The sequence below is a fragment of the Streptomyces sp. NPDC057877 genome (genome assembly GCF_042796855.1).
Taxonomy (GTDB): Bacteria; Actinomycetota; Actinomycetes; order Streptomycetales; family Streptomycetaceae; genus Streptomyces.
Genome location: NZ_JBHVMS010000004.1, coordinates 762161 through 773808 on the forward strand (window position 1 = coordinate 762161; position 11648 = coordinate 773808).

The 11648-nt window shown below is 71.8% G+C and carries 13 protein-coding genes; 5 read left to right on the forward strand and 8 right to left on the reverse strand.

All coding sequences use genetic code 11. The annotated features are described in order from the left end of the window. Nucleotides 1–71: 71 nt before the first annotated feature. Both ACFVQG_RS14945 and ACFVQG_RS14950 read left to right on the forward strand, forming a co-directional pair. Nucleotides 72–509, forward strand: a complete 438-nt coding sequence (locus ACFVQG_RS14945; protein ID WP_383381638.1) for a MarR family winged helix-turn-helix transcriptional regulator — start codon at nucleotides 72–74, stop codon at nucleotides 507–509. A 43-nt stretch (nucleotides 510–552) separates the two neighbouring features. Further along, entirely contained in the window at nucleotides 553–1347 is a 795-nt protein-coding gene (locus ACFVQG_RS14950; protein WP_383381641.1) for an EI24 domain-containing protein, read from the forward strand. Here ACFVQG_RS14950 and ACFVQG_RS14955 read toward each other — a convergent pair. From ACFVQG_RS14955 to ACFVQG_RS14965, 3 genes are all read right to left on the reverse strand, one after another. Further along, entirely contained in the window at nucleotides 1337–2581 is a 1245-nt protein-coding gene (locus tag ACFVQG_RS14955; protein ID WP_383381644.1) for a pyroglutamyl peptidase, read from the reverse strand. The genes ACFVQG_RS14950 and ACFVQG_RS14955 overlap by 11 nt on opposite strands. A 242-nt stretch (nucleotides 2582–2823) precedes the next feature. After that, nucleotides 2824–3822 (reverse strand): aldose epimerase family protein, encoded by a 999-nt coding sequence (locus tag ACFVQG_RS14960; RefSeq protein ID WP_383381647.1) that lies wholly within the window; start codon nucleotides 3820–3822, stop codon nucleotides 2824–2826. A gap of 24 nt (nucleotides 3823–3846) precedes the next feature. Beyond that, a complete protein-coding gene (locus ACFVQG_RS14965) occupies nucleotides 3847–4749 on the reverse strand; it encodes an SGNH/GDSL hydrolase family protein (RefSeq protein ID WP_383381650.1) in 903 nt (300 codons plus the stop codon). Between the two features lie 266 nt (nucleotides 4750–5015). Between ACFVQG_RS14965 and ACFVQG_RS14970 the strand changes: the two genes are divergently transcribed. Then, nucleotides 5016–5510 carry a DUF3145 domain-containing protein gene (locus tag ACFVQG_RS14970; protein WP_383381653.1) on the forward strand — a complete coding sequence of 165 codons (495 nt, stop codon included), beginning with the start codon at nucleotides 5016–5018 and terminating at the stop codon, nucleotides 5508–5510. A gap of 178 nt (nucleotides 5511–5688) precedes the next feature. Here the strand turns inward: ACFVQG_RS14970 and fabF are convergent, their stop codons facing one another. The 5 genes from fabF to ACFVQG_RS14995 form a co-directional block, all read right to left on the reverse strand. Next, nucleotides 5689–6960: a beta-ketoacyl-ACP synthase II gene (fabF, locus tag ACFVQG_RS14975; RefSeq protein WP_383381656.1), complete on the reverse strand. Its 1272-nt coding sequence runs from the start codon at nucleotides 6958–6960 to the stop codon at nucleotides 5689–5691. Nucleotides 6961–7068: 108 nt separating this feature from the next. Continuing rightward, complete coding sequence (locus ACFVQG_RS14980) at nucleotides 7069–7317, reverse strand: acyl carrier protein (RefSeq protein ID WP_190188172.1); 249 nt, start codon at nucleotides 7315–7317, stop codon at nucleotides 7069–7071. A gap of 100 nt (nucleotides 7318–7417) precedes the next feature. Beyond that, the gene (locus ACFVQG_RS14985) at nucleotides 7418–8419 is read right to left on the reverse strand and encodes a ketoacyl-ACP synthase III (RefSeq protein WP_383381660.1); all 1002 of its coding nucleotides are present in this window, start codon (nucleotides 8417–8419) and stop codon (nucleotides 7418–7420) included. Between the two features lie 23 nt (nucleotides 8420–8442). Further along, nucleotides 8443–9354 (reverse strand): ACP S-malonyltransferase, encoded by a 912-nt coding sequence (locus tag ACFVQG_RS14990; protein ID WP_383381662.1) that lies wholly within the window; start codon nucleotides 9352–9354, stop codon nucleotides 8443–8445. A gap of 89 nt (nucleotides 9355–9443) precedes the next feature. Continuing rightward, a complete protein-coding gene (locus ACFVQG_RS14995) occupies nucleotides 9444–10649 on the reverse strand; it encodes a PucR family transcriptional regulator (RefSeq protein ID WP_383381665.1) in 1206 nt (401 codons plus the stop codon). 95 nt (nucleotides 10650–10744) lie between these two features. On the opposite strand from ACFVQG_RS14995, the gene ACFVQG_RS15000 reads away from it, so the two are divergent. Together ACFVQG_RS15000 and ACFVQG_RS15005 are read left to right on the forward strand one after the other, a co-directional pair. Beyond that, nucleotides 10745–11410 carry a pirin family protein gene (locus tag ACFVQG_RS15000; RefSeq protein WP_383381753.1) on the forward strand — a complete coding sequence of 222 codons (666 nt, stop codon included), beginning with the start codon at nucleotides 10745–10747 and terminating at the stop codon, nucleotides 11408–11410. 107 nt (nucleotides 11411–11517) lie between these two features. Then, a partial coding sequence (locus ACFVQG_RS15005) for a transposase domain-containing protein (RefSeq protein WP_383381756.1) occupies nucleotides 11518–11648 on the forward strand: 131 nt, incomplete at its 3' end.

Here is an 11648-nt window from a genome sequence, read left to right on the forward strand (position 1 = left end):
TGTTTCAGTACCTGAAACAACAATGCTCTGTAATATTTCAGCGTGTCAAGTAAGCGGGTACCCTGGACAGCATGGCCACACCCCCCACCACGCGCCGTCCCGACGCGCTCACCCTCGAGGTGGTCGACCTCATCGGCTCAGTCGTCGCCCGCTACCACGACGAGTACGAACAGGCCGCCGCCGACCACGCCCTCACCGGCGCCCAGGCCAAACTCCTCGGTCTGCTCAGCCTCGAACCCCTGCCGATGCGCAAGCTCGCCAACAAGCTCAAGTGCGAGCCGTCGAACGTCACCGGCATCGTGGACCGCCTCGAATCCCGCGGCCTGGTCGAGCGCCGCCCCGACCCCGTCGACCGCCGCGTCAAACTGGCCGCGGCGACGGCGGAGGGCCGCCGGGTGGCCAAGGACCTGCGCGAGTCCCTGCGCTTCGCCCGCGAGCCCCTGGCCGGACTGTCGGAGCGGGAGCGACTGGCCCTGCGCGACCTGCTCCAGCGCATGCTGGACTCCTGACCCGACAGCAGCCCGCCCCTGGCCCTCTGGATAGAGTCCTGCCATGCGCGATCTCGGGGTGGGTTTCGGCTATCTCCTCAAAGGCCAGCGATGGGTGGCCCGGCACGGCAGGCAGTACGGCTTCGGACTGCTGCCGGGCCTGATCACCCTGCTCCTGTACGCGGCGGCACTGGTCTCCCTGGCCCTGTGGGGCGGGGACTTCGTGGCCTGGGCGACGCCGTTCGCCGACGACTGGTCCAGCCCCTGGGAGGGGCTGTTCCGCGGCTTCCTCACCGCCGTGCTGTTCGCGCTCGCCCTGCTGCTCTCCGTCCTCACCTTCACGGCCGCCACCCTGCTGATCGGGCAGCCGTTCTACGAGAGCCTCTCCGAGCGCGTCGACCGGGACGTCTCCCCGGACGGCACCGCACCCGAGTCCGGCCTGCCGCTCCACCGGGAGCTGTGGATCTCCGCCCGGGACAGCCTGCGCATCCTCTTCCGGGCCGTGCTCTGGGGCGTGCTGCTGTTCGGCCTCGGCTTCCTGCCGGTTGTCGGCCAGACCGTCGTCCCCGTGATCGGCTTCTTCGTCACCGGCTTCTTCCTCGCCGAGGAACTGACCGCCGTGGCCCTCCAGCGCCGCCGCGTCGACCTCCGCGAGCGCCTCGCCCTCCTGCGTGGCCGCAGGACCCTGGCCTGGGGCTTCGGGACCCCGCTCGGCCTGGCCTTCCTGGTCCCCTTCGTCGCCGTCTTCCTGATGCCCGGCGCGGTCGCGGGCGCCACGCTCATGGCGCGCGACCTGCTGGGCGAGGAGACGCGGGACGACGAAGCGGACCAGGCGGCCAAGGAGGAGATCACCCGCTGACGGCCACCCCGAGGATCGACCGCACCTGCGCGATGATGTCCAGCCGGTTGCGCACGAACTCCGGGTCGGTGACCTCGGTGGTGTTCCCCGCGCCGAACTGGAGCACCGGCGTGTGCACATGACCGCCGGGCAGCGTGGCGCGCAGGCCCAGCCGGTCCCGTAGCAGCGTCGCCCGGTAGGCGATCTCGTTGGAGAGGTAGTTGCCGCCGCCCCCGGCCCGCGCGGTCGAGCCCGGCGTCGGCCCCTCGGGGCGCACCACGGGCTCCGCGCCGCCCGCCGGTACCTCGGTGACCGAGGTGTTGTCGTAGACCGGGAAACGGCCGGTCCGCGCCGCCACGATCGCCGCGTACGGCAGCGTCGTCGACGTCCACTGCGGCTGGGAGGCCGGATCGGTCACCGGGACCGTCTCCGTCAGGCCGATGTCCTCGTTGTCCGGGAACCCGCCCCGCCAGGCCCCGTTGGTGCGCTCGATGTCGAACCGGCCCACCCGGCCCTGACTGACCGTCGCGAACAGATCCACCTTCGGCAGGTACGGCCGCAATGTCCGCTCCACGGTCCCCGCCGTGAAGTCCCGCCAGCGCACCGGGAACACCGCCGTCTCCACCCGCGCCGGACCGTCCGCCGTCTCGACCACCGTGCCGTCGAGCGCGAGCGCCGTGGCGCCGGACGGGTTGGAGATACGGATGTCCCGGTCCAGGGTGAACGGGTCGAAGCCGGTGAGCAGCACCCGCCGCGTCCCGTCCCCGCCGCCGTACCGGATGTCCGCCTGCCCGCGCGAGGTGCGCTCCAGGGCGTCGAGCAGCGCCGACCGCCGCGCCTCGGAGAGCGCGAACGACGGCTCCCAGCCGCGCAGTTCACGCGTCATGCCCAGCCGCGCCCAGTACAGCGGCCGGTCGTCGTCCCGGCTGAGGTCCCCGCCCGCCGGACCCCGCCCCTGGGCCCGGTCCACGGCCCGCCGCCACAGCGCCGACCCCTCGTGGACGACGATCCGCCGGGCCTGGGCGTAGGAGCGGGCGGAGTCCAGCCTCCCGGCCAGCTCTGCCGCCGCCGTGTCGAACCCGGAGCGGCGCAGGATCTCCCGCGGGACGGGGCCGTCGAGGCGCTGCTCCTCGACGGTGGGCGCGAGCGCCGGACCGGACATCGCCGTCGCCGGGGCCGACAGGGCGGTCAGCAGCAGGGTCAGACCGAGGGTGCCGAGCAGCCGTCCTCTGGTGCGCACACGTATGGAATTCAAGGGAGTTCGGGCCTTCCGTCGCCGTGGGGAGCGTGCGTGGTGCCGGACGGCGGAAGTATCGCAGGCCACCGCCGTACCGGAAGACCGTCTTCCGAAGGCCGTGTGGCCGTTTGTGAAGGGTTCGTACGAGATTCATCCGAGGGCGCCCGATAGCCGACCACGGGATCACCACGCCGGTTACCGTCGGACGCAGCCCCGGCCCGGTGACCTGACCACCGGGCCGGGGCTGGACCCTTTCGTCGTCAGTCGCGCACCCCGAACCCGTAGACGGTCCGCGACCGGTACACCTGACCCGGCCGCAGCACCGTGCTCGGGAAGTCGGGGTGGTTGGGGGAGTCGGGGAAGTGCTGAGTCTCCAGGGCGATGCCGGAGCCTGGGGCGAACGGGCCGGTCAGCTGGTCGGCGGTGTAGAGCTGGAGGCCCGGTTCGGTGGTCGCCACCGTCAGCACCCGGCCGGACGCCGCGTCGTACAGCTCCGCGATCTCCACGGCGGTCTCCGTGACCCCCTTGTCGAGCACGTAGTTGTGGTCGTACCCGGATCCCGTCTTGCGGCGCTCCCGGAAGTCGAAGCGGGTGTCCGCCACCTCCGCCACGCCCGTCGGGATCAGATCGGCGTCCACCGGCGTGTACCGGGAGGCGTCGATCCGCAGCTCGTGCCCGGCGGTGCTCTCCGCACCGGCGTCCACGCCGCCCAGGTTCCAGTAGGAGTGGTTCGTCAGGGCCACGACGGTCGGCGCGTCCGTGACCGCCTCGTAGTCGATCAGCAGCGCGCCGGACGCGTCGAGGGCGTAGGTCGCCGCCACCTCGAGACGCCCGGGGAAACCTTCCTCCCCGTCCGGACTGACCCGCGACAGCCGCACCGCGTGCGCCCCGGCCGGGACCACGTCCCACATCCGCTTGTCGAAGCCGCGCCCGCCGCCGTGCAGACTGCTCGGCCCCTCGTTGCGGGCGACCGAGTACGTCCGCCCGTCGAGGTCGAACCGGCCGCCGCCGATCCGGTTCGCGTACCGCCCGATCAGCGCCCCGAAGTACGGCCCGGAGTGCTCCTCGTAGCCACCCGGCTCCCCGAACCCCAGCACCACGTTCCCGGTGTGTCCGGTCCGGTCCGGCACCTCCACGGACTGCACGATCCCGCCGTACGACAGCACGCGGACCCGTGTGCCCGCGCGCTCCAGAGTCCAACAGTGCACCTCGGTGCCGTCGGAAAGTGTGCCGAAACGTGTGCCGGAAAGTTCATTCATGAGCGAAACCCTAGGTCACGGCCGCTACGACGGCGACTGCCGGGCCGTCACCGTGCGGTACGCGATCTCCGCGAGCCGCGCCTGGCCGTTCTTGCTGGGGTGGAACCAGTCCCACTGGCTCAACTGCGCCGGTCCGAACCGGTAGTCGTACACCGCGCCGCCGTCGAAGCGGCAGCGGCGGTCCTCGGCGCAGACCTCCTCCAGCACGGTGTTGTAGTCCTCCACCCGCTTGCTCACCGTCTCCCGGCGGAGGTTCGCCGCCGTGTCCAGCGCGTCCGCGTCGTCCAGCATCGACGGGCAGATGCCCAGCTTCCACACCTGCTTGCCCAACGGGCTGGTCCGGCCCTCCGACCACAGCCGCAGCAGGTTCGGCACGCTCGCCACGTACACCTGCGCCTTCGGCGCGGCACCGCGCAGGGTGTGCAGGGCGTCCTCGAAGTCGGCACGGAACTCGGCCACCGGGGTCATCTGCGACGTCGACGCCCGGCACGCGTCGTTCGCGCCCGTCATCACCGTCACCAACTCCGGCCCACGGGCCGCCGCGCGGGCCATCTGGCCGGGCAGATCCGCCATCCGCGCCCCGGTCACCGCGTAGTTCCAGCTGCGCTCCGCCGCACCGGCCCGCCCCAGCAGCCGCACCGCCAGGCTGTTCACCTCCGCGCTGCCGCCGGTCGCCCAGGACACCTCCGGACAGTCCGACAGCACCCGGCACGCGTCGAAGCCCCGGGTGATGGAGTCGCCCACCGCCGCGATCGACTCCGGGCTGCGGTCCCACAGCGGCGTCGGCTTCGGCGACGGCCGCGCACCGCTCGCGTCCGCCGTGGGGCCGGGGGAGTCACCGCCGACCGCGTCACATCCCGTCAGCGCCAGCACACCCGCGACCAACGCCGCGAACACACCCCCCGCGCGGTGGCTCCCACTCCGCATGCCCAGCAGATCCCCTCGGTCGACACACTTCCGCCCTGCTCGCCCCCACCCATAACAACGCGCGCAAGTTCCCGGCCGCACGGCGAACGCCACCGCATGCCGCCCGCACAGGCGTCCTGCCGGGTGAAAGGGCGGCGTTGTGAGCACCGGGACCGACGGTACGTCACACTCCTCGCGCCGCCGCACGGTAGCCTCGCCATCAGTGTGGCCCCGCTGCCACCGCCGCCCACCCGACCGCACACGTCACGCTCTGCCCGGAGGTCCCGGTGACGACACGTGGAGTTCTGTACGTGCACTCCGCTCCGCGCGCGCTGTGCCCGCACGTCGAGTGGGCCGTCGCCGGGGTGCTGGGCACCCGCGTCAACCTCGACTGGATCCGGCAGCCCGCCGCGCCCGGCACCTGGCGCTCGGAGTTCTCCTGGCAGGGCGAGGCGGGCACCGCCTCCAAACTGGCCTCCGCGCTGCGCGGCTGGCACCTGCTGCGCTTCGAGGTCACCGCCGAGCCCTGCCCGACCGCCGAGGGCGAGCGCTACAGCTGCACCCCCGACCTCGGCATCTTCCACGCCGTCACCGGCATCCACGGCGACATCCTCATCCCCGAGGACCGCCTGCGCGCCGCCCTGGTGCGCGCCCAGCGCGGCGAGACCGACCTGGAGGCCGAGATCGCCAAGCTCCTCGGCAAGCCCTGGGACGACGAACTGGAACCCTTCCGCTACGCGGGCGAGGGCGCCCCGGTGAGATGGCTGCACCAGGTGGTCTGAGGGGCAGGCAGTGTAAGGGGGGCCTTTTCACAAGGGCTCGGTGGACGCGCCCAAGGGGCGCGGGGAACCGCGCGACCAGCCACGAACCACCCGCACCCGGCACACGACAAGGACCCCCAACGGCGATGGCCCGAGCCCCCCAAGGGGACCCGGGCCATCTTCAGCTCAAGCGACGCGGTCACACCGTACGGAACGCCAGCACCACGTTGTGCCCACCGAACCCGAACGAGTCGTTCAGCGCGGCGATCCGCCCGTCCACGGGCAGCTTCCGCGCCTCACCGCGCACCACGTCCGCGTTGGCCTCCGCCTCCGGGTCGAGGTTCTCGACGTTGATGGTCGGCGGCGCCACCCGGTGGTACAGAGCGAGCACCGTAGCGACGGTCTCCACCCCACCCGCGCCACCCAGCAGATGCCCCGTCATGGACTTGGTCGCGGACACCGCCATGTGGTCGGCGTCATCGCCGAACACCTTCCGCAGTGCCTTCAGCTCGGCGATGTCACCGGCGGGCGTCGACGTCGCGTGCGCGTTGACGTGCACGATCTCCGACGGCTCCAGGTCGGTGCGGTCCAGCAGGTTGTGCAGGGCGTGCGTGATGCCCCGCCCCTCCGGCTCCGGCTGCACGATGTCGTGGCTGTCGGCGGAGATGCCCTGCCCGACCGCCTCGGCGTACACCCGCGCCCCGCGCTTGGCGGCGTGCTCGGCGGACTCCAGGACGATCACACCGGCGCCCTCGCCCATGACGAAGCCGTCGCGGGCGACGTCGTAGGGGCGCGACGCGCCCTGCGGGTCGTCGTTGTTCTTGGACATCGCCATCATGTTGCCGAACGCGGCGATGGGCAGCGGGTGGATCGCCGCCTCCGTACCACCGGCGACGACGACGTCGGCACGGCCGGTGCGGATCATCTCGATGGCGTAGCCGATGGCCTCGGCGCCGGACGCGCAGGCGGAGACCGGCGTGTGCACGCCCGCGCGGGCGCCCACGGCCAGACCCACGTTCGCGGACGGGCTGTTCGGCATCAGCATGGGGACGGTGTGCGGGGAGACGCGGCGTACGCCCTTCTCCTTGAGCACGTCGTACTGGTCGAGGAGGGTCGTCACACCGCCGATGCCGGAGGCGATGACGGCGCCGAGCCGGTCCGGGTCGACCTCCGACCCCTCACCGGCCTTGGCGGTGAAACCGGCGTCGGCCCATGCCTCCTGGGCGGCGATCAGCGCGAACTGCGCCGAGCGGTCCAGTCGGCGGGCCTGTGGCCGCGGGATGACCTCGGAGGGCTCCACGGCGATGGGAGCGGCGATGCGGACGGCCTGTTCGGCGGCCCAGTCCTGCTCCAGGAGCTTGACGCCGGAACGTCCGGCGACCAGCCCTTCCCAGGTCGAGGCTGCGTCGCCACCCAGCGGTGTGGTTGCGCCGATACCGGTGACGACCACGGTGCGATTGGTCGGGCTCACGGGAATTCTTTCTCCAACGGATTCGAGGAGGACAACCCCCGCCGAGGCGGGGATGACGGCGCCACCGCCGGGTGGCGGGGCAGTCAGCCCAGGGGCCTGATCGGTGGATCAGCCCTGGTGCTTGAGGATGTATTCGGTCGCGTCGCCGACCGTCTTGAGGTTCTTGACGTCGTCGTCCGGGATCTTGACGTCGAAGCGCTCCTCGGCGGCGACGACGACCTCGACCATGGACAGCGAGTCGACGTCCAGGTCGTCGGTGAAGGACTTGTCCAGCTGGACGTCCTCAACCGGGATGCCGGCGATCTCGTTCACGATCTCCGCGAGACCGGCGACGATCTCTTCCTGAGTGGCGGCCATGTTGGCGCTCCTTCGTAGATATTCAGAGGGTGTGGCGCCCGCCGCGTGAGCGGCGGGTGTTGCGGTTCCCGCACCGGACGCATCATCCGGCACGGAGTGCCTAGGGGAGGGTAACGACCGACGCGGCGTAGACGAGACCCGCCCCGAATCCGATGACGAGCGCGGTGTCGCCGCTCTTCGCCTCCCCGGTCGCCAGGAGCCGCTCCATCGCGAGCGGGATCGAGGCGGCCGAGGTGTTGCCGGTGGTGCGGACATCACGGGCGACCGTGACGGTCTCCGGCAGCTTGAGGGTCTTCACCATCGAGTCGATGATCCGCTCGTTGGCCTGGTGCGGGATGAAGACGTCCAGTTCGTCCGGGCTGATCCCGGCCGCGTCCAGCGCCTGCTGGGCGACCTTCGCCATCTCGAACACGGCCCAGCGGAAGACCGCCTGGCCCTCCTGGGTGATCGCGGGGAACTTCTCGACCTGGCCGTCGCGGTAGTCCGTCCACGGCACGGTCTGCTTGATGGTCTCCGACTTGTCGCCCTCGGAACCCCACACCGTGGGGCCGATCGCGGGCTCCTGCGACGGGCCGACGACCACGGCACCGGCGCCGTCGCCGAACAGGAAGGCCGTCGCCCGGTCCTCCAGGTCGGTCAGGTCGCTCAGCCGCTCCACGCCGATGACCAGGACGTACTCGGCGGAACCCTCGACGATCATGCCCTTGGCGAGGGTCAGGCCGTAGCCGAAGCCCGCGCAGCCCGCGGAGATGTCGAAGGCGGCGGCCTTGGCCGTGCCGAGCTTGTCGGCGATCTCGGTGGCCACGGCCGGGGTCTGCTTGAAGTGGCTGACCGTGGAGACGATCACCGCGCCGATCTGCTCGGCGGCGATCCCGGCGTCGGCGATCGCCTTGCCGGAGGCCTCCACCGACATCGCGGCGACGGTCTCCTCGTCGTTCGCCCAGTGCCGGGTCTCGATGCCGGAGCGCGAGCGGATCCACTCGTCGGACGAGTCGATCTTCTCCAGGATCACCTCGTTGGGCACCACCCGGGTGGGCCGGTAGCCGCCCACGCCGAGGATGCGCGCGTACGGGGCGCCCTTGCTGGGCTTGATCTTCGCCATTTTCCGGTCGGCTCCTTAGGGCGTCAGACGTGCTCGGCGACGAGCTGGCGGGCCGCGTCGAGGTCGGCGGGGGTCTTCAGGGCGAGCGTCCGGACACCGGGCAGGGCGCGCTTGGCCAGACCGGTGAGGGTGCCGCCCGGGCAGACCTCGATCATCGCGGTGACGCCCAGCTCCTTGAACGTCTCCATGCACAGGTCCCAGCGGACCGGGTTGGCGACCTGCCCGACCAGCCGCTCCAGCACCTCGGCGCCGGTGGCGACCGTGGCGCCGTCCTTGTTGGAGACGTAGGTGACCTTGGGGTCGCCGGGCGTCAGCTCCTTGGCGGCCCCGGCCAGCTTCTCCACGGCGGGACCCATGTGGTGGGTGTGGAAGGCGCCCGCGACCTTCAACGGGATGACCTTGCGCACGCCCTCCGGCTTGTCCTCGGCCAGCGCCGCGAGCTGCTCCAGCGTGCCCGCGGCGACGATCTGTCCGGCGCCGTTCATGTTCGCCGGGGTCAGGCCGAGCTTCTCCAGGTGCGCCACGCTGGTCGCGGGGTCGCCGCCGAGCAGCGCCGACATCCCGGTCTCGGTGACGGCGGCGGCCTCGGCCATCGCCAGGCCGCGCCCTCGTACGAGGCTCAGGGCGGCGGTGTCGTCGAGCACCCCGGCGAAGGCGGCGGCGGTGATCTCGCCGACGCTGTGCCCGGCCACGGCGCCCGGCGAGATGTCACCGAGTGCCATGCCGGAGAGCAGACCGGCGGCGACCAGCAGCGGCTGCGCCACCGCGGTGTCACGGATCGCGTCGGCGTCGGCCTGGCCGCCGTAGTGGGCGAGGTCCAGGCCGATGGCGTCCGACCAGGCGGCCACGCGGTCGGCGGCGCCGGGCAGTTCGAGCCAGGGGGTCAGGAAGCCGGGCGTCTGAGCGCCCTGGCCGGGAGCGACGAGTACGAGCACTCTCACACTCTCTCTTGTGGAGCCCCACGACCGCCCGTGGGGACAGGGACGAAGAACAGCAGGGGGTTTTGTGGCCCCCCGACAAAACACTAGGCCTGAAGGTCTCGATCGACGAGACGCCCCAGGATCAGCGCGATGCGCAGAGTGAACGCCGAGCGCACATCGGAGGGTGACCAGCCGGTGACGTCAGTCACACGTCGAAGCCGGTAGCGCACGGTGTTGGGATGCACGAACAGCATCCGCGCGGCGCCCTCCAGGCTGCTCGCCTGCTCCAGGTAGACGCTCAGCGTCTCCAGCAGCGCGGAGCCCGCGACCTCCAGCGGTCTGTAGATCTCCTCCACCAACTGCTCGCGCGCGCTGGGATCCCCGGCTATGGCGCGCTCCGGCAGCAGATCGTCCGCCAGCACCGGCCGGGGCGCGTCCTGCCAGGCGGAACACGCCTTCAGCCCCGCGGCGGCGGCCTGCGCGGACCGGGTCGCGGCCTGCAGATCGGGCACGACGGGCCCGGCGACGACCGGTCCGGCCGCATACGGCCCGATCAGCGACTTCGCCACCGCCAGCGGATTGTCACTGCCGCCCGCGATCACGACGAGCCGGTCCCCGAGGACCCCGGTGAGCACCTGGAGCTTGGCGTGCCGCGCGGCCCGTCGAATGGCCTCCACGGTCAGCTCGCTGTCCCCGTCGGGCGCGGTCCCGAGGACGACGCACACATGCTCCGGCGAGTTCCACCCCAGCGCGGCGGCCCGGCTGACGGCCCCTTCGTCGGCCTCCCCGCTGAGCACGGCGTTCACGACGAGCGACTCCAGCCGGGCGTCCCAGGCACCCCGTGCCTCGGCGGCCTGCGCATAGACCTGCGCGGTGGCGAAGGCGATCTCACGCGCGTAGACGAGGAGAGCCTCCCGCAGCACACTCTCGTCCCCGGGAGCCGCGACCTCGTCGATGGCGGACTCCATGACCTCGATGGTCGTCCGCACCATCTCCACGGTCTGCCGCAGCGTGATGGCCCGGGTCAGCTCGCGCGGCGCGGTGCCGAAGACATCGGTGGAGATGGCCTGCGGGGCGTCCGGGTGCCGGAACCACTCGGTGAACGCGGCGATACCGGCCTGGGCGACGAGCCCGATCCAGGAACGGTTCTCCGGGGGCATCGCCCGGTACCAGGGCAGCGACTCGTCCATCCGCGCGATGGCCTGCGCGGCGAGCGATCCGGAGGACCTCTCCAGCCGTTTCAGGGTCGCGGCATGCGGGTGGACGTCGGGCACGGTGGCGTCGGCGGCGCTGGTTTCGGGTTCGGGCACGGGACAAGACTGCCTTATCCGGCGCGGGGCATGCGCCGCCGGGTCAGCAGTGCGCACCGGGGAGGGACTCCGCCGGGGCTACGGTGGACCCCGTGATGGACGTACGGCGCGCGGACGAGCGCTACCCCGGCGGCGACCCGCAGGCAGGCGTCGAAACCCGCCACGCCTTCTCCTTCGGCCCGCACTACGACCCCGACAACCTCCGCTTCGGCCCCCTGATCGCCTGCAACGAGGAGCACCTCGCCCCCGGCGCGGGCTTCACCGAGCACCCCCACAGCCACACCGAGATCGTCACGTGGGTCGTCTCGGGCGAACTGACCCACCGCGACTCGACGGGCCACGAGACGGTGGTCCGCCCCGGAGACGTCCAACGCCTGAGCAGCGCCTCCGGCGTCCGCCACGTCGAACGCAACGACGGCCCGGAGCCCCTGACCTTCCTCCAGATGTGGCTCGCCCCCCGACACCCCGGCGGCGACCCCTTCTACGAGATCGTCCCCGGCATCGCCGACTGCACCCCGTACGCCCTCCCGGAGGCGGGCGCGATGCTCCACGTCCGCCGGTTGTCACCGGGGGAGCGCACGGCGGTGCCGGACGGGGCGTACGTGTACGTCCACGTGGTGCGCGGCGAGGCACACCTGGACCAGGAGCCCCTGGGGCCGGGCGACTCGGCCCGCGTCACGGACGCGAAGGACCTGGAGGCGGTGGGGGTGACGGCTGCGGAGCTGCTGTTCTGGGAGATGCGGCAGCCCGGGCCTGTCTGACAATTCCGCTGAGCGGGCGGGAACTGTCAGACAGGCCCTAGCCGCAATGCCGTTGTTTTAGCCTGCGGGCGTACGCTGCTGCGTAGTGCTTCCCGGGGGTGGTGCGGGTGTCTGCGGATATCGGCGAGTTATCGGGGCTGGGGTTGCTGACCTGGGTGTATCGGCCCGGGTTGGTGGATCGTGTGGTGGCTGCCTGTGGTCGTGCGGAGCAGCGCAGACGTCTGCTGCCGGCCCGGCT

What these genes read in the sequence shown, in the direction of transcription:
- ACFVQG_RS14945 (WP_383381638.1), top strand. Translation starts at nt 72, where the DNA reads ATGGCCACACCCCCCACCACGCGCCGTCCCGACGCGCTCACCCTCGAG.
- ACFVQG_RS14950 (WP_383381641.1), top strand. Translation starts at nt 553, where the DNA reads ATGCGCGATCTCGGGGTGGGTTTCGGCTATCTCCTCAAAGGCCAGCGA.
- ACFVQG_RS14960 (WP_383381647.1), bottom strand. Translation starts at nt 3,822, where the DNA reads ATGAATGAACTTTCCGGCACACGTTTCGGCACACTTTCCGACGGCACC.
- ACFVQG_RS14965 (WP_383381650.1), bottom strand. Translation starts at nt 4,749, where the DNA reads ATGCGGAGTGGGAGCCACCGCGCGGGGGGTGTGTTCGCGGCGTTGGTC.
- ACFVQG_RS14980 (WP_190188172.1), bottom strand. Translation starts at nt 7,317, where the DNA reads ATGGCCGCCACTCAGGAAGAGATCGTCGCCGGTCTCGCGGAGATCGTG.
- ACFVQG_RS14985 (WP_383381660.1), bottom strand. Translation starts at nt 8,419, where the DNA reads ATGGCGAAGATCAAGCCCAGCAAGGGCGCCCCGTACGCGCGCATCCTC.
- ACFVQG_RS15000 (WP_383381753.1), top strand. Translation starts at nt 10,745, where the DNA reads ATGGACGTACGGCGCGCGGACGAGCGCTACCCCGGCGGCGACCCGCAG.